This is a genomic window from Desulfosalsimonas sp., from assembly GCF_046483245.1.
In the GTDB taxonomy this organism is placed as follows: domain Bacteria; phylum Desulfobacterota; class Desulfobacteria; order Desulfobacterales; family Desulfosalsimonadaceae; genus Desulfosalsimonas.
The window spans coordinates 1-20700 of record NZ_JAWODO010000104.1; the positions used below are offsets into that span (position 1 = coordinate 1).

General features: G+C 52.7%; 16 protein-coding genes and 2 tRNA genes. 17 read left to right on the forward strand and 1 reads right to left on the reverse strand.

The genetic code is table 11. The features are described from left to right. From R6U41_RS09180 to R6U41_RS09235, 12 genes are all read left to right on the forward strand, one after another. A partial coding sequence (locus R6U41_RS09180; RefSeq protein ID WP_410269539.1) for a hypothetical protein occupies positions 1-970 on the forward strand: 970 nt, incomplete at its 5' end. A 42-nt stretch (positions 971-1012) separates the two neighbouring features. Further along, positions 1013-1870, forward strand: coding sequence for an AAA family ATPase (locus R6U41_RS09185; RefSeq protein ID WP_410269540.1), 858 nt, complete (start codon positions 1013-1015; stop codon positions 1868-1870). A 12-nt stretch (positions 1871-1882) separates the two neighbouring features. Further along, complete coding sequence (locus R6U41_RS09190) at positions 1883-3073, forward strand: vWA domain-containing protein (protein WP_410269541.1); 1191 nt, start codon at positions 1883-1885, stop codon at positions 3071-3073. A gap of 20 nt (positions 3074-3093) precedes the next feature. After that, complete coding sequence (locus R6U41_RS09195) at positions 3094-3558, forward strand: SH3 domain-containing protein (RefSeq protein ID WP_410269542.1); 465 nt, start codon at positions 3094-3096, stop codon at positions 3556-3558. Positions 3559-3606: 48 nt separating this feature from the next. Beyond that, positions 3607-4608, forward strand: a complete 1002-nt coding sequence (locus R6U41_RS09200) for an adenosine kinase (RefSeq protein ID WP_410269543.1) — start codon at positions 3607-3609, stop codon at positions 4606-4608. A gap of 25 nt (positions 4609-4633) precedes the next feature. After that, positions 4634-5326: a tetratricopeptide repeat protein gene (locus tag R6U41_RS09205; protein ID WP_410269544.1), complete on the forward strand. Its 693-nt coding sequence runs from the start codon at positions 4634-4636 to the stop codon at positions 5324-5326. Between the two features lie 57 nt (positions 5327-5383). Beyond that, on the forward strand, positions 5384-7603 hold the full coding sequence (locus tag R6U41_RS09210; protein WP_410269545.1) for an ATP-dependent RecD-like DNA helicase: 2220 nt from the start codon (positions 5384-5386) through the stop codon (positions 7601-7603). Positions 7604-7615: 12 nt separating this feature from the next. After that, positions 7616-8977, forward strand: a complete 1362-nt coding sequence (gene trkA, locus R6U41_RS09215) for a Trk system potassium transporter TrkA (RefSeq protein ID WP_410269546.1) — start codon at positions 7616-7618, stop codon at positions 8975-8977. Then, entirely contained in the window at positions 8978-10426 is a 1449-nt protein-coding gene (locus R6U41_RS09220) for a TrkH family potassium uptake protein (protein ID WP_410269547.1), read from the forward strand. A gap of 118 nt (positions 10427-10544) precedes the next feature. After that, positions 10545-10620, forward strand: a tRNA-Lys gene (locus R6U41_RS09225). A 22-nt stretch (positions 10621-10642) separates the two neighbouring features. After that, positions 10643-10720 (forward strand) — tRNA-Glu (locus tag R6U41_RS09230). Between the two features lie 278 nt (positions 10721-10998). Then, complete coding sequence (locus R6U41_RS09235; RefSeq protein WP_410269548.1) at positions 10999-11643, forward strand: hypothetical protein; 645 nt, start codon at positions 10999-11001, stop codon at positions 11641-11643. 39 nt (positions 11644-11682) lie between these two features. On the opposite strand, the gene R6U41_RS09240 is transcribed toward R6U41_RS09235, so the two are convergent. Beyond that, a complete protein-coding gene (locus R6U41_RS09240) occupies positions 11683-11850 on the reverse strand; it encodes a GAF domain-containing protein (protein WP_410269554.1) in 168 nt (55 codons plus the stop codon). A gap of 446 nt (positions 11851-12296) precedes the next feature. Here R6U41_RS09240 and R6U41_RS09245 point away from each other — a divergent pair, with 446 nt between their 5' ends. The 5 genes from R6U41_RS09245 to R6U41_RS09265 all read left to right on the forward strand — a co-directional run bounded on the left by R6U41_RS09245 (position 12297) and on the right by R6U41_RS09265 (position 20560). Beyond that, positions 12297-12743 carry a hypothetical protein gene (locus R6U41_RS09245; protein ID WP_410269549.1) on the forward strand — a complete coding sequence of 149 codons (447 nt, stop codon included), beginning with the start codon at positions 12297-12299 and terminating at the stop codon, positions 12741-12743. Between the two features lie 569 nt (positions 12744-13312). After that, on the forward strand, positions 13313-13768 hold the full coding sequence (locus tag R6U41_RS09250) for a hypothetical protein (RefSeq protein ID WP_410269550.1): 456 nt from the start codon (positions 13313-13315) through the stop codon (positions 13766-13768). Between the two features lie 133 nt (positions 13769-13901). Next, complete coding sequence (locus R6U41_RS09255) at positions 13902-15812, forward strand: hypothetical protein (RefSeq protein ID WP_410269551.1); 1911 nt, start codon at positions 13902-13904, stop codon at positions 15810-15812. Between the two features lie 810 nt (positions 15813-16622). Further along, the gene (locus tag R6U41_RS09260) at positions 16623-19874 is read left to right on the forward strand and encodes a BTAD domain-containing putative transcriptional regulator (protein WP_410269552.1); all 3252 of its coding nucleotides are present in this window, start codon (positions 16623-16625) and stop codon (positions 19872-19874) included. A gap of 245 nt (positions 19875-20119) precedes the next feature. Continuing rightward, the gene (locus tag R6U41_RS09265) at positions 20120-20560 is read left to right on the forward strand and encodes a DUF3617 domain-containing protein (RefSeq protein ID WP_410269553.1); all 441 of its coding nucleotides are present in this window, start codon (positions 20120-20122) and stop codon (positions 20558-20560) included. Positions 20561-20700 lie beyond the last annotated feature (140 nt).

Genomic DNA, 20700 nt, shown 5'->3' on the forward strand with positions numbered 1-20700 from the left:
GGATATTCCGTTGTGGGTGCAATTGCCCAAATTTGCCGCCGAAGGCATGGTGGCCCAGTTTTCCAAAGGAATGCCGGGCCTGACACGACAGAATGACAAGATTTTCGTGGATTCGGCTGATGAGCGTTTCGATGACGCCCTGATGGGTTTCTACGAGGCCTACATGGAAGTGACCGAAGGCGGCCGGGACATCGCGGAATCGCGTTTCGCCATCCACGAAGACGATGCCCCGGGGTTTTATGTGTTCATGCGGGAACTCGACCGCGGCCGGTGTTCGCCCGTGGCTGTCAAGGGCCAGGTAACCGGACCCTTTACATTCGGCACCGGCCTGGTGGACAAGGAGGGGCGGGCCGCCTTTTACAACGAGCACATCCGCGATGCAGCGGTCAAGCTCATCGCCATGAAAGCCCGATGGCAGGTCAACCAGTTGAAAAAATACGGACTGCCGGTGATCCTGTTTTTCGATGAGCCCGCCCTTGCCGGCTTCGGCTCCTCTGCATTTATCAGCGTGTCGCGCGGGGAAATCGACGCCTGCTTTGCCGAGGTCATCGAAGCCGTGCATGCCGAAGGCGGTCTTGCCGGGGTGCATGTGTGTGCCAATGCCGAGTGGCCTGTGATTCTGGAATCGGATGCGGATATCGTCAGTTTTGACGCGTACTCTTATTTTGACAAATTTATTTTGTATGCCGACGCCATCCGGTCGTTTTTAAATGACGGCCGGATTCTTGCCTGGGGAATTGTGCCCACCGGGGATACCGAAGCTATTGAGTCCGAAACCCCGGAATCTCTCTATTCCCTGTGGCAAGACCAGGCCGAACGCATTGAAGCACTGGGTTTTGAAAGGGACCAGGTGATCGCGCAGTCTCTGATTACTCCGAGCTGCGGCACCGGCTCGCTTTCCCTGGAGCATGCCATGCGGGTCATTGACATGAACCGGCAGGTCTCCGAGAAAATACGCAGCAGCCGTTAACAATCGGCTGCAAATATCCAGACAAGGCAGGATTGAATAATTATGACGAAACAATTACAGGAAAAAGATCAGTTCAGCGGTGCAAAACGTTATGTCCTGGACCCGGAACTGGCAAGGATTGTTAATATTTCCAGGTCTCTGGAAATGCCCCTGCTGTTAAAGGGCGAGCCCGGAACAGGAAAGACCATGCTGGCCTATGCCATTGCCGAAAGTCTGCACATGCCGCTGATCGTGTTAAATGTCAAATCCAATATGAAGCTCATTGACGGCCTTTACCAGTATGATACCCTCACCCGGCTCAATGACAGCCGGTTTGGCGATTCCACCCGGGATGTGAGCCGGATCGAGGATTATATCAAGATGGGCAAGATCGGCCAGGCGTTTACCGCGGAAGAACGCACCGTCTTGCTGATTGATGAAATCGACAAAGCGGATACAGACTTCCAGGATGACATGCTTGATGTGCTCGATCAGATGGAATTTGACATCATTGAAATCGACAAAACCATCCGGGCCCGCCACAGGCCGGTGATCATCATCACCTCCAACGCCAAGAAGGATCTTTCCGATCCTTTCCTGGGCCGGTGCAATTTTCATCATATTGCCTTTCCGGATCCCAAAATGATGCGCAAAATCATCCAGGTGCATTTTCCTGAGATTGATTCAGACTTGATGGATCATGCCATCAACACCTTCTATCAACTCCGGGAAATCGACATGGTGGAAAAAAAGCCTGCAACCCGGGAATTGATCAACTGGATACGGGCCCTTTCGGCGGACCCGGACTTCAAGCCCAAACAGCTGGCCAAGGGCGAGCTGCCCTACCTGGGGGTGTTGTTTAAAAAGAGCCAGGACTATCAGTATGCAGCTAATCAGGTACAGCGCAAAAAACGGTTCTAGAGGCGGGATGCCATGTTTGTGGAGTTTTTTTACAAGCTCAAGGATGCGGGGGTGCCGGTTACGCCCACGGCCTTTTTGACCCTGCACAAGGCCCTGGCAAACGGGCTGATTTTTTCCCTGTCGGATTTTTACACTGCATCCCGGGCCATTCTGGTCAAAAGTGAACGGTATTTTGACCTGTTTGACCAGATTTTTGCCCATTATTTCGAGGGTGCGGAATTGCCGGACATGGAGGGTTTTGAGCTTGACGAGATCGCAAGGGCCCTTCTGGACCAGTGGCTGACCGATTCGCAGTCCGTGGCCGATGCCCTGGGGGTCAATGCCGCAGATCTGCAGAATTTGTCGCCTGACGAGCTGATTGAATATTTCAAGGAACGCTTAAAAGAGCAGACCGAGCGGCATGACGGAGGAAACCGGTGGATCGGCACCGGCGGGACCTCTCCGGTGGGTCATTCCGGATATCATCCGGGAGGCTTGCGAGTGGGCGGCGAATCCCGCAACCAGTCGGCCATTAAGGTGGCCAATGAAAGACGGTACAAGGATTATTCCCGCATGGGGCCCCTGACCCAGTCATCCATGGGCGAGGCCTTAAAGCGCCTGCGCAACCTTGTGCCGGCCGGGCCCAAGGATCAGCTCAATATAGACGAAAGCATTTATCAGACCATGAAAAACGCCGGCGATATCCAGATCGTATTTGATCGGCGCTTAAAAGACCGGCTCAAGGTGATCCTGGCCATTGATAACGGTGGCTACTCCATGGATCCATATGTGCACGTGGTCCGGACTCTGTTTAATTACGCCCGCTCCCAGTTCAAGGAGTTGAAAACCTATTTCTTCCACAACACCATCTATGACACGGTGTGGGAGGATCCGGCCCGGTATCGCAAGCCCAAACCGGTGGCCGAATTTGTGAGAAATGATCCGGACACGCGCCTGATTTTGGTGGGCGATGCCAGCATGGCCCCTTATGAATTGATGGCCAGGGACGGCTCCATTTACGCCCACGAGCGCAGCGGCAAGGCCAGCATTGAACAGTTGCGGTTTCTGGCCGAAACTTTCCCGCACAATGCCTGGTTAAATCCCGTGCCCGCCCGCATGTGGCCCTACACCCGGACCATCAACGCCATTGCCCAGATTTTTCCCATGTATGAACTAAGCATTGACGGGCTTGAACAGGCGGTAAACCAATTGATGGCAGCCTAAAACAGGAGGTTTTTCCAATCATGTATCCGGCAACAACTTCGCGCAGATTTACGGCAATGATCATCTGCCTGATGGTTTTCACAATGCTGGCCGCGGCTACAGCCGCAGCAGAGGCCCGGCGCATGGCCGTATCCGTGGATGTGGCCAATACCCGCTCCGGACCCGGCACCCAGCACGAAAAACTTTGGCAGATGGAGCTCTATACCCCCTTGGACGTTCTTGAGACCCAGGGTGACTGGTATTTTTTCGAGGATTTCGAAGGCACCCGGGCCTGGATTCACAAGGACCTTGTGGCAGACATCAAAACCGTGATCACCAAAAAGGGCGTGATCAACATCCGCACCGGCCCGGGTACCAGCAATGACGTGGCTTTTCAGGCCGAAAAAGGCGTTCCTTTCAAGGTTTTGGAAGAAAAGGGGGATTGGATCCATATCCAGCATGCTGACGGGGAAAAGGGCTGGATCTACAGCGGCCTGGTATGGTAAATTTTCGAATTGTCACGCATTTTTTAAGTTAAAGGAAAGGATTTATATATGACCATCTCATTTGATCCGGACCGCAGCGCCATTGTGTGCGTGGGTTCGGCACTCGTGGATATGCTGGCCGGGGAGGATGACAGTTTCCTTGAAGCCGTTGGTGCTGCCAAGGGCGGCATGACTTTGGTGGAGCAGACCTTTATTGACGATCTTGTATCCAAAACCGCCAACCCCCCCACTGTGGTCAGCGGCGGATCGGCCTGCAACACTGCCGTTGGCGTCGGCTGCCTGGGCGGAGCCGCCCGTTTCGTGGGCAAGCGGGGAGAAGACGAACTGGGCGACGTGTTTGAAACCGACCTGATGGCCCAGCGGGTGGAGCCGTACCTGTTCCGGTCCGAAGCGCCCACCGGCCGGGTGTTGTCGGTGATTACCCCGGATGCCCAGCGCACCATGTTTACCTATCTGGGGGCGTCTGCGGAAATGCGGCCCGAGGAAATCACCCGGAAATGTTTTGACGGTGCGGCCATCGTGCACGTGGAAGGCTATCTGCTGTTTAATCCGGATCTGATGATGGCGGTGTTAAAAGCCGCAAAGGCTTCGGGCGCCAGAATCAGCCTGGATCTGGCCAGTTTCAATGTGGTGGAGGAATCCAGGGCCCTGTTAAACGACATTGTGGCCGATTATATTGACATTCTGATCGCAAACGAAGACGAGGCCTTTGCCTATACCGGCATAAAAGATGAGCAGGCCTCGCTTCAGGAGCTGGGCCGGAACACGGAAATCGCGGTGTTAAAAACCGGGCCCAGAGGAAGCATGATCCTGCACAAAGGGGAGACCACCCGGGTTGAAGCGCTGGGTGACGGATGCGCCGTGGACACAACAGGGGCCGGAGACCTCTGGGCAGCCGGTTTTCTTTTTGGCCTGGTTAACGGCTATTCCTTTACAAAAAGCGGAAACCTTGGTTCGGCCTGCGGATACGAAGTTTGTCAGCTGGTGGGCGCCAAGGTCGAGGAAGCAGGCTGGCAGCGCATCAAGAAGCTGCTGCCGGAAAATGCCTAAAATATTTGATAAAAAGTGATGCAACATGGCTGAAAAAAACACCGGGCCGGCAGATACAGGGCATTCAGAGCTGCCTGATGATTCGCTGCAGCAGTTTTTAAAAAAGATTGCAGGTGTTGCCCTCACCTACCAGAAGCAACTCATCATCGCCGGAGCCGGACTGATATGCCTGATTTTGGTGCTTTCCGGCGTGTTTTATTTCCTGGCACAAGCACAGAACAACGCTTCGGCACGCCTGCTGGAAATCAGCCGGCAGGCAGAGGCCATTGATTCGGAGCAAAACCCGGAAGCCTACGAGGGCATCAAGGACCGTTACGCGGCCCTGATTGAAGATTACGGGTATACGGACGCCGGCGAAATGGCCCTGCTCCGGTATGCGGCATTGTGCCTGGAGACCGGAGAGCCCGATCGCGCCCTGTCATTATATGAGACCGCCTGGCAAAAGCTGAAAAATAATGATCAGTTCAATTTTCTGGTGCTAAACGGCATGGCCCACGCCCATGCGGCCATGGAAGACTATGAGCAGGCGATTTCTTATTTTCAGCAGGTACTGGAAAACCAGAGCACGGTCATTGATGATCATGCCCTGTTTAATCTCGGGCTGCTTTACGAGAAAATGGGAGCGCCGGAAAAAAGCCGGCAGGCCTTTGAGCAGCTTGTTTCCGAGTATTCGGATTCCATGTTTGCCGACGCGGCCCGGGCCAGGATTTCCGGCTGACACAGGCCATATCGGCGTTGGGCATTTTCAACCATTTTTCGCGGAAAATGCCGTATCATGACCTTCCAGGCCGAATCAGAGAATCAGACCCTTTCCGGCCAGATTGAGCGGGTGACCTACACAAATCCGGAAAACGGTTATACCGTGGCCCGGATGCGGGTCCGGGGGCGGCGGGAGCCGGTGACCGTGGTGGGTCGGTTTACGGATCCGGCGCCCGGAGAGGCCCTGGAAATCACCGGCTTCTGGAAACTTCATCCCACTTACGGCGAACAATTTGAAGTTCGCTCCTATCGCAGCATTACCCCATCGACTACCAACGGAATTCGCAAATACCTGGGCTCCGGCATGATCCGCGGAATCGGTCCGGTAATGGCGGAACGGATTGTGGACCGGTTTGGCAAGTCTGCACTGGATGTGATTGAAAACCATCCTGAAAAACTCCGGGAAGTCGAAGGCATTGGCGAAAAACGCATTGAGATGATCCAAGCTGCCTGGGCCGAGCAGCGCGAGGTCCGCAATGTCATGGTTTTTCTCCAGTCCCACGAGGTCAGCGCGGCCTGGGCTGTGCGCATTTTCAGGCAATACGGCCGGGATGCCATTGATGTGGTCACCGCCAACCCTTATCAGATGGCAACCGATATTTCCGGTATCGGGTTTTTGACAGCCGACCGGATTGCCTCCTGCCTGGGTTTTGAAAAGCAAGATCCCCTGCGCATCAAAGCCGGAATTTTGTATGTACTCAACCAGTTGGCAGAAGACGGGCATGTGTTCTATCCCCGGGCTCTGCTTGTGGAAAAAAGTATGGAAATCCTGGAGGCGGCACCAGAGCGCATTTCCGGTGCCATTGCGGAAGCAGCCGAAGACCAGGAACTGGTCATAGACGATGAAGGACAAAAAGATCCGGCAGCCGACCAGGCGGTTTACTTAAAGCGGTTTTTCGTGTGTGAAACCGGTATTGCCCGTCATTTTGTCCGTCTGCTGGGCGCACCCAAGGCGGTTCGTTCCATTGACGCCCCCCGGGCCCTGCAATGGGTCCAGAAGCGGCTTGATTTTGAACTTGCGGAAAAACAGCAGCAGGCGGTGAAATGCGCGGCTCAAAACAAGGTCATGGTCCTGACCGGAGGTCCGGGCACGGGCAAGACCACAATTATCCGGGCCATGTTAGAGATTTTTAACCAGCTTTCGGCGAAGATCATGCTGGCAGCCCCCACGGGCCGGGCAGCCAGGAAAATGAGCGAGGCCACCGGCCATACGGCTATGACCATTCACCGGATGCTTTCCTTTAACTATCAGGCAGGCGGTTTTCAGAAAAACCAGGACAATCCCTTAAAATGCGACCTGCTCATCGTGGACGAAGCCTCCATGATCGACACGGTGCTCATGTATCACCTGGTAAAAGCCGTGCCTCCGGCCGCCACCCTGGTGCTGGTGGGAGATGTGCATCAGCTGCCGTCGGTGGGGCCGGGAAACGTGCTGGCAGATATTATTGCCTCCGGTGCCGTGCCGGTTGTAGGCTTAACCGAGATTTTCCGCCAGGCCCGCAAAAGCCGCATCATTGTAAATGCCCATCGGATCAACAGCGGCCGGATGCCGCAGATGGATGCAAACCACGATGAAACCGATTTTTTCTTCATCGAGCAGGCCGATCAGGAAAAAGTTGTTGACACCATAGTGGAATTGGTGTCAAAACGCATTCCCCGGCGATTCGGATTTGATCCCGTCAGCGAAATTCAGGTGATCAGTCCCATGCACCGGGGCACTGCCGGCACGGCGGCTTTAAACCGTGTGCTCCAGGAAACCCTGAATCCGGGCACCCCTCAGATAGCCAGCGGAAGCACAGTTTTCAGGCTTTATGACAAAGTTATGCAGACCCGCAACAATTACGACAAGCAGGTGTTTAACGGGGACATGGGGCGCATTTCCGGTTTGGACGAAGAAACCCGGCAGGTGGAGATCGACTTTGACGAGCGCCGGATCAGCTATGGGTTCACCGAGCTTGAGGAGGTGGTGACCGCATATGCCGTATCCGTGCACAAGGCCCAGGGCTCTGAGTTTCCGGCGGTGGTCATGCCGCTTTTGACCCAGCATTACATGATGCTGCAGCGCAACCTGGTCTACACGGCAGTCACCCGTGGAAGGGGCCTGGTGGTCATGGTGGGGGCCAAAAAGGCCATGGCCATCGCAGTGAAAAACGACACTCCGGCCAGGCGCCATACCCGGCTGGCTTGGCGGATTGCCGGGATCTGCGGGAAATTTGTCGGCATAAACCCGGGATAAGGAGAATTTGAGGTGAAAATCATCATAGTGGGCGCAGGCGAGGTGGGATACCACATTGCCAGCCGCATGGCCTTTGAAAATAAGGAAGTGGTGGTCATTGACCGAAACACGGAAGCCATCAAGCGCCTTTCAGACAACCTCGATGTGGAGGCGGTAAACGGATCCGGCAGCAGCCCCCGGGTGCTCAAGGAGGCCGGGTTAAAGGAGACGGAGATTTTGCTTGCGGTCACAGACAGCGATGAAACCAATCTTGTGGCCTGCATGATGGCAGACGTGATCTCGCCGACCACAAAGAAGCTCGCCCGGATCCGGGAAGGCGACTTTGACGCCTATCACCAGGTGTTCCACGATCAGGCCCCCCACATTGACACGGTGATCAACCCGGAAATCGAGGTGGTCAAAAGCATTGAGCAGTTTCTGCGCATCCCCGGGGCCGTGGATGTCAGTGATTTTGCCGACGGAAAGCTGAAGTTCGTGGGCCTGTACCTGGATCCCGGCAGCCGGCTGGCGGGTATCCGGTTAAAGGAAATCCCGGAAAAAATCGAGCCCCGGATCCTGGTGGCAGCCGTGGTAAGAGACGAGGAACTGGTCATCCCGGGCGGGGACTTTCGCCTGAGCGCCGGGGATCTGGTTTACTTTATCAGCGAAGAAAAGGGCTTGGTGCCAATTATAAAGGCATTTGACAAGCAGGCCCGCCCAGTGCGCCGAACGCTGATCGTCGGCGGCGGGCGTATCGGCACCCGGCTGGCTGCCGTACTCGAAAAAGGCGGCATCCAGACAAAGATCATCGAGCGTTCGGCACAACGCTGCAGCGAGCTGGCCGCGGAAATGAAAAAGGCTGTGATCATCCAGGGCGACGGCTCGGACCAGCGACTTTTAATCGAGGAAAACATCCGGGAAATGGATGCGGTGGTGACTTTGACCAACGACGAGGAAACCAATATCCTGGTCTCGCTTCTGGCCAAACGGATGGGGGCCGGAAAAACCATTACCAAACTAAACAAGTTCAGCTATTTTCCCCTGATGCCGGCAATCGGCATCGAACAGGTGGTCAGTCCGAGGCTTTCGGCCATCAATACCATCCTCCAGCATATCCGCCGGGGCAAGGTCCTGTCGGTACGCACACTTACAGACGAGCAGGCTGAGGTGCTGGAAGCCGAAGCTCTGGAAACATCTGATATTGTAGGAAAACCCCTTCGTAAATCCTGTCTTCCCAAAGGCTCGCTGGTCATCGGGATCATCAGAAACGGCCGGGTAATCATTCCTTCTGGCGACAGCCTGATCGAACCCGGCGACCGAGTCATCATTTTTGCCAAGCGCCAGGTTATCTCCAAAATCGAAAAGATTCTCATGGTAAAACTGGAGTTTTTCTAGATGCGCTGGGCATTCGTGTTTCAATACACGGCAATCCTGGTTTTTTGTCTGGGGCTGGCTCTGGTTGTGCCCGCGGGTGTGGGGGCGTTTTACGCGGACGGCAGCGCCCGGAGCCTGCTGATGTCTGCGGCAATTGCAGTGTTTTGCGGCGCGGCTTTGTTTTTAACCTTCCGGCAGCCCAGGACCGAATATATCAGCCAGCGCGAGGGCATGGCCATCGTGGCCCTGGGATGGACGGCCATCGGCTTTTTCGGGGCGCTTCCCTTTTATTTCTCCGGGTTTTTCCCGGTGTTTGTGGATGCCTTTTTTGAGTCTGTATCCGGATTTACCACCACCGGCGCTTCGGTGTTGACCAATATCGAGGCCGTGCCAAGGGGGCTTTTATTTTGGCGAAGCTTGATCCAGTGGCTCGGCGGCATGGGAATTATCGTTTTGACCATTGCCATTCTGCCCTTTCTGGGAGTGGGCGGATTCCAGCTCTATAAGGCAGAGGTGCCCACCCCCATGCCCGACAAGTTAAAGCCCAGGATCAGCGACACCGCCAAGCTGCTGTGGAAAGTCTATGTCCTGTTTTCCGTACTTGAGGTGGTTTTGCTGCTGGCCGGCGGCATGACGGTCTATGACGCGGTCTGCCATACCTTTACCACCATGCCCACCGGCGGGTTTTCAACAAAAGGCCTGTCGATCGCCCATTATGACAGCCTTTATATCGATATCGTGATTATGGGCTTTATGGTGATTGCAGGGATCAATTTTTTTCTGCATTACCAGATGCTCCGGGCACGGCCCCTGGCCTACTGGCGTGATCCGGAATGCCGGTTTTATCTGTTGACCCTGGTTGTGCTGATCTTTGTGGTCAGCTTTTTTATCAACGGGCAGGTCTATGAAAGCCTCGGGGAAAGTTTCCGGTATGGTGCCTTTCAGGTGATTTCCATTCTGACCACTACCGGCTATGCCACGGCCGACTATAACCAGTGGCCGGCAGTGGCCCAACTCATCATTTTGACCTGCATGTTTTTCGGGGGCTCTGCGGGCTCCACCGGCGGCGGCATGAAAATAATGCGCATCATGCTGTGCGTGAAGTTTTGCTACAAGGAGCTTTTCAACCTGGTGCATCCCCATTCGGTTTCTTACGTGAAAATCGGCGGAAAACCGGTATCCGGCGTGGTCATCAGCAGTGTCCTGGGTTTTCTGGCCCTGTACATGGGCATTTTTGTGCTCTGCTCCATTGTGCTGGCGTCCATGGGCGTGGATTTTGTCACCTCGTTTTCAGCCGTGGCTGCATCCATCGGCAATATCGGCCCGGGCCTGGCCCTGGTGGGACCGGTGGGCAATTATTCTGAAATCCCCTACTTCGGCAAGTGGCTGCTGTCCTGGTGCATGCTTCTGGGCCGACTGGAAATTTATACGGTGATTATTTTTCTGGTGCCGGAATTCTGGCGCAAATAGCACGGTGCACGGAAACCGGCCAAAAAGGACTTGCAAAAAATCCCGTTTGGACTAAATTTTATTATTGACAGGCCCTGTTCGAATCGATACAAGGAATACTTTATTAGCCGCTGGACTGGGGCCGTTAACTCAGTTGGTAGAGTATCTGCCTTTTAAGCAGAGAGTCGTTGGTTCGAGTCCAACACGGCCCACCAGATACATATTGAATATGCTTGCGTCCCCATCGTCTAGCCCGGTCCAGGACACCGGCCTTTCACGCCGGCGACAGGGGTTCAAATCCCCTTGGGGACGCCACCTTGCCAAAGATTCCATGTGTTCATGTGTAATGTTCATGTGGAATTTTTCTTTTTGTCCCAGCAATTCACGGTGAACGTTAAGACCCCCCAATATCAAGACGGATGACCTTTACCTTTCGCAATGTTTCTGCCTGTTTTTTCTTCTAAAAGAAAAAATAAACTACCCTTCAAAAACTACATAACCTCTTAATATAATTAAAAATAAAAAACTTAGACACTATTTTCCATATATGGTAGCCTCTATTTCAGCATCGTCGATATATAGAGGATACCAGCGTGCAACCGAAAAAACATCTCAGCTTCAGCAATCTGAGAAAAACCATCTCAGAGCGTGCTCTTCATATTGAAGATCCGCGCCGGGAGGGCAGTGTTGCTCATAGCATCCATGATTGCTGCCTCAGCGGCTTTGCCATGATGTTTTTTCAGGATCCATCGATACTGGCCTTTCAAAGACGCCTGCAAGACGATGGTCATAAAAACAATCTGCAAACGATATTCGGTGTCGGCTCAATCCCAAAAGCCACACAGCTTCGGGACGTTATCGACATGATTCCTTCATCATCGTTTGACCCGATATTTTCCGATTTCTTCAGCTTTTTACAAAGAGCCAACCAGCTCAAAAAATTTCAGTTTTTCAAAAAACAGTACCTGATCTCAATCGATGGCACCCAGTACTTTACTTCCGAGAACCTCTCCTGTAGCGGGTGTCTGGAGAAAACTTCCAGAAAAACTGGAAAAACCACTTATTCCCATCAGTTTCTTGGTGCCTCCATTGTTCATCCGGACCAACGGCAAGTCATTTCTTTAGCTCAGGAACCCATTCAGAATACAGATGGCAGCACCAAACAGGATTATGAGCGCAATGCCGGAAAGCGCCTGATACAGAAAATACGAAAAACACATCCGAAACTTAGGGATTGACGGTGAGGCTCCAGAGGGGTAAATTTTATATATACCTTCTTAATCTTCAAGGCAATGATCCAGATTTAGAATTTGGATAAGCCTCATTGCCAAATTATCCGCCAATGCCTGAAATATTTCGAGATCTTTTTTCTTGAATCGGCCTTTTTTATAGTCGTTGAATTGTAGAAGCCCCAGCCTTTGGCCTTTGTAAACCAACGGGAACAGAGCTACGGATTCTAACTTCTATATGAGCCCGAAAAAACTGGCTGTCAAATATTTTGTTAGATTCCAAAAAATGTACATCGGCTATTCTCCAGCAGAATTTCGGGTAAGGGGTTTTGAGGAATGGCGGATTCAAGGCGCATTTTGGGGAGGACCCAGGAATATTCCATTCTGTGGCAAGTTATGTCGTCAGTTGAATTATGTTTTGAGAAATTTAATTCCGTCCATATATAGATCCATCCATATGATTCCCGAAAATTCAGCAAAATCCATTTCATTCTTTTAATTTTTTTGTCCCCAAGCCAACTGGGATTATAATATATTCGGGAGGTTTTTTTGCCATGAAAGACATCCCCAATCATTTATATGCTTAGTTGAACTGTTCCGTTTGCAGACTGCTGGGCCTTAAAGCCTGCACTTTCGATAACATTTATTAAGAGGTGGCTATCATGATCCGACACATCACATTTACCTTGCTTTTTGCAGCACTTGTATTTTTACCGCTTTCAGCCATGGCGGCTGATCACGAGTGTGTAGTGGAAAACGTTTTTATCATCCTGTCAAGTGAGTCACCTCAGACCCAGGGCATGGCTATGGTACTGGCCAACACCATGGCCGATGAGGGGGCCACCGTGGATGTCCTGCTGTGTGATGCAGCCGGCGATATGGCCCTGGCGCAAGGCAACGGTGGACCCCAGCTTGCCCCCAGGGGCTTTACGCCCGGGAAGCTTCTTGGGGCTCTGGTGGAGAAGGGAGCGTCTGTGTCTGTTTGCGCACTTTATCTTCCCAACAGCGTCTACACGGAGACGGATCTGGCAGAGGGGGTTGCGGTTGCCAAGCCACCGGAAATGACGGCTCTGATGAGGGATCCCAAAGTTCGCGTTTTCACTTTCTGAAAGAGGGTCTATCTGAGGGGACCTTTTGTTCTCAGCCCCAGGCCGTATGCGATTACTCTTTTCTATAGGCATTGTGGCAGAGCCCTTTAACGCAAAGGTTCTGCTGGTGCAAGAAGAGCCGGAATGGCCAGTTCAGTTCCGGGATACAGAAAAGCTCCGGTACTTGAAGTAAGGGTTTCGCATGGAAAGCTCCAGATTTGCACAGATGGCCACGGCCAACCTCTCCTCGCGTTGCCCACGGGCCAGGAATTTTCCTGTTTGCCAACAATTTTAGCCCGGCTTATCAACACGCCGTTGATTGTTTTTCTCTGATTCCGATCTGGATACGCCCCATAGAAGCTTACAGCTTCCTGGTCATTGCGCGGCCAGAAAGGACTGAATGTAGATGAACCATTATTTTTCGGGTCTTTGTTTCGGCGCAGGCACCTACCAGGCTCAATATGCATTTTGTGTTTCCTGAATAGTATTGTTGGGTTTTTGCTTCAACGTATGAGATCATTTTTAATTTATGTTTATATTACACAACAGGTTCCGGATTTAACGAAAAAATCAAGCAAAGGAAGTCTCTTATGAAAAGGTATATTGTGACGGTATGTATTCTTTTGATTTCGGCAACATTTGTTTTCGCGAGTTCGCATAAAGAGGTTACCTATCAAGACCATATTCGGCCCTTGATGGAAAGCAAGTGCTTCATGTGCCATGGCGATCATGCGCCCTCATTGGAAGAATTTGACGCAGATCAGGAAAAGTATGAAAACCGGAACATAGGACCGCGCATGACGACCTACGAGGAGGTCAAGGTATTTGTCATAGGCGATGATGCCGGAGCGATTATGCGCCGTCTCGATGATGGCAGCAACACTGCGGGCGGAAATTCAGGAAATATGTATGAGTACTTAGGCAGAACCGACGAAGCCCGTCAACAAAACCTTTCTGTATTTAAGGAATGGACGGGTCATTGGACGCTTAAGCGCTCCGATGAACTGACGGACGAAGACATTCAAAAATTCAGCATTCCCGAATAATAACCCGTGGGGTTTTTTAAAATAGAGGCGTTGCGGACGAATTTGCCGATGCACTGCTGAAAGCAGGTGTGGACAGAACAGCTTTTTACGAGGTTGTCAATTTTAACCTTTAACGGATTAGGGCCCTTTTGTGATGAAAAAACATTTTCTCCGCATTGCCTGCTTGGCACTGATCCTGCCCTGCCTGTTTTTCATGCCCCACCGGGCATGTGCCGAACCGGTCACCCTCCCGATTCGAATCGACTATCCATTGCTGCAATCCCTTATGCTGGCGGATTTGTTCACGGAACCGGGCCCTTCCCTGGTTCTAAGAGACCCGGCGGATAACTGCCGGCAGATCCGGCTGGCCGACCCCCGCCTGGCGCTGGACAACAGTCGTATTCGACTGGAAATGGCGGTCAATATGACGGGCGGAAAATCGGTTGGCGACAGGTGCCTGTTCCCGGTGCAATGGGAGGGATATGCCCGGGTTTACGCCAAACCCCGGCTTGACCGAACAAACTGGCGGCTGAGATTAGACTGGCAGGACTCTCAATTGTTGACTCCGGAAAAGCAGCCGGCCATGGTTATGGACAAATTGTGGCAATTTTTTGAAGGCCGGGTATTCGATGAACTCAATGAGCCCTCCCTGGACCTCACCCCCCCGGTTAAAGAACTCAAACCCCTTCTGCTATCCATGGCCCCTGAGGCCACCCAATCCCGGATCCGGAAGTTTCTGGACAGCCTGAAGCCGGATGACATTTCCATCGACCCGCAAAGCCTGACAATAAGGCTTTCCGGCGAGATGGCGCCCGCCGAAGCGCCCCGGCAAACGCCCCCTGAAGAACTTTCCCCTGAAGAACTGGCGTCTTTTACCAAAACCTGGAAGACCTGGGACGCTTTTCTCGTCACCACCATGCTGGCAGTGGCAGGCGATCCCCTGAGCCCGCAGGAGCGGCAAATCCTCCTCGATGTCCTGCTGGAGACACGTTACCGGTTTGTTGACGCCCTCTCCCGCAAGACCCACTGCCAGGATTTCGTCAGACAGCAGTTTCTCCGGGCCTGGAAACAGTTGTCCCCGATTTTGCGGGCGCATTTAAACCAATCCGCCCCGGCCGGCGATCCCTGGGCCTACATGGCTTACTTCACCGCCTCCGACGCGCTTGCAACGCTGGATCAGCTGGGACCCGCCCTGAACATCGACATCAGCAGGGACGGCCTGATCCGGCTGGCCCGAATGCTGTCCTCGAATAACCAGCTGATGCTGGAATACACGCCCGCGGTCAACCCGGTGCTAAGGAAGCTTTTGGGTCTGGGCCCGCCCATTGAAACCTCCGGGCCGATCCGGGACAAGGATGCATCGGACTCTCATAAAAAGCCAGGCGCTGGTTTCTCCTCGGCCCGGTCCCTGATCTCGTCCATCAGCGGCGTATTATCCCCAAAACCTTGCCGGGCTGCCACCCCCGCGGACCTGCCGAATCTTCAGGAAATGCAGCAGTGGCTGGTTTCCAGGGATAACCTGGACAACCACCGGAACCGGGTAAAGGCCATTTTGAAAACAACGGTGCAAAAAAACCTGCAAAAGGGTAAAATTCCTGGGAAATACCAAGGCCTGTTCGAAGACCTGGTGTATGCCACCGCTTGGCAGGAGAGCTGCTTTCGCCAGTTTATTGTGAAAAATCAGAAAATCACCTTTCTTAAGTCCTACAACAACACTTCAGTGGGGCTCATGCAAATACACGAGCGGGTCTGGCGGGGGATCTACAGCCTGCAGCACCTGCGCTGGAACGTAGGCTACAATGCAGAGGCCGGAGTTGAAATCCTGGGGCTCTACCTCACCCGGTATGCCCTGCCCAAAAAAGATACGATCAAAGCCCTGGACCGGGACGGTCTGGCCGCCTGCCTGTATGCCATGTACAACGGGGGGCCCAGCCAGGTCTACAAATTCCCCGAACGCCTAAAATCCGGGGATTTCTACATTTCCGACACGCATTTCAAGGAAAAATACCAATGGGTAAAAAATGGGGAGTGGGATCGCCTGAAAATTTGCCTGTTCGGCGGCTGAGCAACTTCCCACACCCGGAACCCCGGCAGTGGACGGACAGCAAGATCTGGACTTGAACTGAAGGAATTTGACCATGAGCATGGCGATCAATGCTGTCCTAATCAGGATGTAAAGGGCATTTTCACTTTTGCCAACAAAGGTTTTCACCTTCAGGTTCTGTTTTAGGGCCTTGAAGAAAAGCTCAATCTGCCGCCTGTCCATAATTTCCTGAGTGCATACGGCTATGGTCTGGCAACATTCCGGATTTGGGGGATCTGAGGAATGGTAAATGCAAGGTGAAGTTTTGCGAATCCCCGGGAATGCTGCCCGGTATGGCAAGAAGTCTTGTCAATCGTTTCAGTCGCTTGTTTGACAGACGCTCCGCCTTTGCAGCTATTCTTTACGGTAAAGGTCAGATTGAAAACGAGGGTAAAAACAGCAAACGGCGCGGCTCCCTTGGGTTTTGAAATGCCTGACTTATTGAGCAGGCTGCCGTTTTTAAATTCAGAAAAGAAATTGGCAAAAATGCTCAGTTTTTCAGGTATTACAGTTTGATTTTGTTCTTAAATAAGGTTATGGTGCATTTGACTGGCTTCCTTTCTTTTTCTTTGTGTTGTTTGGTGCAAACAAAGTATCAAAGAAAGTGAAGCCAGTCAATACTAACAATAATTTCAGAGTGTTATATTTTAAAGGCTTTCAACTATCAACCCCGAAAGTTGAGTAAATGATAGATAAATATATATAAGAATCAATATAAAAGCGTCATGTGTGTATCCACGGACTCTTCCGGGAAAGATCTTCACAGGCTTTTGCCGGCAGCCGAGAGGACCCATGAAAGATAGCAAGCCAGCATCCGGGCAGCTCCTGCCGCATGCTTCACTGCCCGCCAAGATCACCCGCCCCGAGTTTGCGGCGATAACTTTTCGCAAACGCCTTTTTGAAAAGCTGGATAAAAGCCTGGAAAAACCGGTAACATGGGTCTGCGGACCCCCCGGGGCGGGAAAAACCGCACTGCTTTCCTCCTACTTAGACGCACGCGGAACGCCATACACTTGGTACCAGATAGACCAGGAAGAAGAGGATCCGACAAGCCTGTTTTACTATCTTGCCCGGGCAGCCCGGTTTGATCTTCGGGAGTTCTGGGGCCCTGGTCTACCGGATTTTACAGAGGACGGATCGCCCCGCATAACCGCATTTGCCGGCTGGTTTTTTGAAGAATTTTTCCGGCGCCTGCCAGCGGGAAGCCTGGTGATTTTCGATGACTACCAGGAAGTGCCGGAAAAATGCGCCTTCCATAAAATTATACGCACCGGACTCCGCCAGATCCCTTCAAATAGAAGGGTCATTTTGTCAAGCAGAAGCGAGCCGCCCCAGACACTGATACGGATGCGTGCAAACGGCCGGATGTCTTTTATTGGATGGGCGGATTTGCGGCTGACACTGGAAGAAACCCGCGAGATGATCCGGCAGAAAAGCGGAAAGCAGCTCCCGGATGCCACGGAGCGTGCGCTTCACCAGTTCACAGACGGATGGGCCGCAGGCCTGATTCTTTTAACCGAGGAAAATGCGCGGGAATTCCAGGCACACCCACATCTCCATACAAGTCTGCCGCATGAAAACATTTTTGACTACTTTGCCGGCGAAATCCTGGACAGAACCGATGCTGCCACACACAGCTTTTTATGCAAAACATCCCTGCTTCCATGGATGACCGGACCCACAGCCGCCCGCCTGAGCCAAAACTCACGGGCTGAAAGCACATTATGGCGCCTGTGCAAGGCAAATGCTTTTATTGAGCAGCGCAAGGTCGACATTGTGTATTACCAGTACCACCCGCTTTTTCGCAGGTTTCTCTTAAACCGTCTGTTCCGGGAAACTCCGGAGCAGGAGCTAAAAGATCTTCGCCAGAAAGCCGCCCGGATACTCGAAGACCAAGGCGCTATTGTCGAGGCCATGAGATTGTTTCTGGATGCCGGCGATTGGGAGGAAACAACCCGCATTCTCATGCAGAACGCGCCCCTGCTCATTTCCAGGGGAGGACTGCAGATCATGGAGTACCGGCTTAACCGGCTGCCTCCAGAAGAAATGGAGAAAAACCCCTGGCTCGTGTTCTGGCTGGGCATGTGCCGCATATCGCACCGGCCGGAAGAAGCCCGGAAGCTCCTGGAAGAAGCCTATCAGAGATTTAAAGAAAACAGGGACACACCGGGGCAGATGCTTGCCTGGTCAGGTGTTGTCGACACCCACCTGCATATATTCAGCACTTTCGCTCCGCTGGATGAGTGGCTGGTCGAAATTGACCGGTTGCTGGAGAGCACACCCCCGTATAGCTCGCCCGAGGTGGAATCCAAGACCATTTCCAGCATGATTCTTGCCATGGTCCTAAGAAATCCGGGCCACCGGGAGCTGGGGTCCTTGATGCAGCGATGCCGTCAGCTTGCCGAAAAATGCGAGCCCGTACAGGTCAAACTTCAGGCTTTTCTGCCCCTTGGCTTTTGCCGGTTAATGCTCGGCGATTTCCGGGAAGCAGCAGCCCTGATCGAAAGATTCGGCGGGTATGTGGAAAACCCGGAAACTCCGTCCCTGTTGAAAATCATGTACAAAGATCTGGTCGCCTTTTTCTGCTGGAAAACTGCCAGGTTTGACCGGTGTTTCCAGGCATTCAAAGAGGGGCTGGCAATTTTAAATGAAATTGAAATTCCAGGATGGCGGGTTTTCCTGTTGGGCCATGCGGCCGCTGCATACTTGAGCCTGAAAGATACTGCAAATGCAAAGCTTATGCTCGACCGGGCGGCAACAGATATTGACATGTCCCGTGCCTGGGCAAAGTGTTACTATCATGTGATGACCGCATGGCGCGCCATGCTTTTAAAAGATCCGGCGAGCGCTGTTTATCATGCAGATGCCGCATTGGAACTTGCTTTTACATCCGGGGAAAAGCACAGTCTTGCCGTGGCCCGACTGGGAAAAGCAATGGCGATGCAAATAACGGGGAAAATTCGGGATGCGCAAAACTGCCTGGCCTCCGGCCACAGCCTGGACTCAGTGAGGCACAACAAGTTCATGGAATTTCAATATGCCCTGGCCGAAGCCGATTTATTCCTGGAAGCGGACCTGAAGGAAAAGTGCGCCGAGAAGTTACGCCATGCGCTGGCCCTGGGCAAGGAGCAGGAATATTTGAATACCTACTTCTGGCAGCCGCCGATGATTTCGCGACTGTGCGCTGCAGCCCTGGAGGCGGGAATTGAAACCGAATATGTAGGCAGGCTTATCCGGATCCGAGGTCTGATGCCCGAAAAACAACTTTTCCATGTGCCCGAATGGCCCTGGCCGGTAAAAATATTTACTCTCGGCCAATTCAGCGTGATGGTAGACCAGCAGCCGCTGCAGTTTAGCCGCAAGGCCCAGCAAAGACCCCTGGATCTGTTAAAAGCCATTCTCGCTGCAGGCCGCACAAAGGGAGTGGAAAAAAGCCGCGCGTGCGACATGCTCTGGCCCGATTCCGAAGGGGATGCGGCGGAAAGCGCGCTTAGCACAACCCTTCATCGACTTCGCAGGCTCCTGAAAAACGATGAAGCAGTTAAACTCGAAGAAGGGAGAATTTTTCTAAACCAACAAATATGCTGGATAGATGCCTGGTACCTCCAGACCCTGCTTGAAAGCCTGAACTCCCGGCTTCAAGCCGGGCACGGCCATGATAAACCAGATCCCTACATCCCTTTGCTGCTCGGAAAGGCCATCGCCTTGCATTCAGGGCCGTTTTTGGCAGAAGAATCCCCGGAAAAGCCATGGACCGAGCCCATGCGGGACCGGCTGCGCGAGGGCGTAACCGGATGGTGCCTCTGGCTCGGAGAAAACCTGGAAAACAGGGGAGAATTGACGGAAGCGCTTTTTTTCTACAGGCAGGGCCGGGATATCGATCCGCCCAGGGAAGTCTTCTACCAGCGGCTGATCGCCTGCTACGCACGGCTCGGGCGTAAAAGCGATGCAATCCTGGAATACCGGCGATGCAGCCGGGCCATGTCAGCGCATCTGGGCTGCGCGCCTTCGGCCCGCACCCGGGAGATGTATGAATCTCTTTGAGTCCTCTTTTTATGGATCAATATTTTTTCCATTTTTTGTAAAAAATTTTTCCAAAAATTTCTATCCGTGACCTATCCGTAAGCCGTCTTCCGGTATGATTTTGACAACCAGTTTCATTTTTTTCGTGTGTTTCCCGGTTTAAAGCACCACATCCTCAGGACAGGCTGGCTTATGCCGTCTATACCCGGCACCGAATTTAACACCGCCTTGTATTTTATTGCGGCAACTTTTCAGGAGGTATGACTATGAAAAAAGGTATATTTTTTTTCCTCATCGCTGTGGCTGCCTTGTGCTATGCGGCCGTATCCGTTTCGGTGCATGCAGCCGGACCCAACATCAAGGAAGGGCAATGGGAGATCACCACTGATCTGGAAATTCCCGGAATGTCGTCTGATATGCCGCAGCAAAGCTTCACCCATACAGAATGCCTGAACAATGACGATTATGTCCCCCAGGGTTCACAAAACAAAGGAGCCGGCGGAGACTGCGAAATAAAAAACGTCCGCACCAGCGGGGATACTGTAAGCTGGACCATGCACTGCAATACCGGCCAGGGCAATATGGACGGCGAAGGCACCATCACCTACAGGGGTGATACATTCGAGGGAACTATCAACACTGTCATGCAGGGCGGCATGAAGATGACCCAGCACCTGCAGGGAAGGCGTATCGGGGATTGCAATTAGGAAGACGTTTATTTCACCCGTAAAAGCAGCATTTCGATATGGAGGTGGCAGCTATGATGAAAAAGCTTGGCCAATTATTAAGCATTGCGGCCCTGGTTTTGCTCATTTCCGACATCTCTACAGCTCAAGGCGTCGAATTT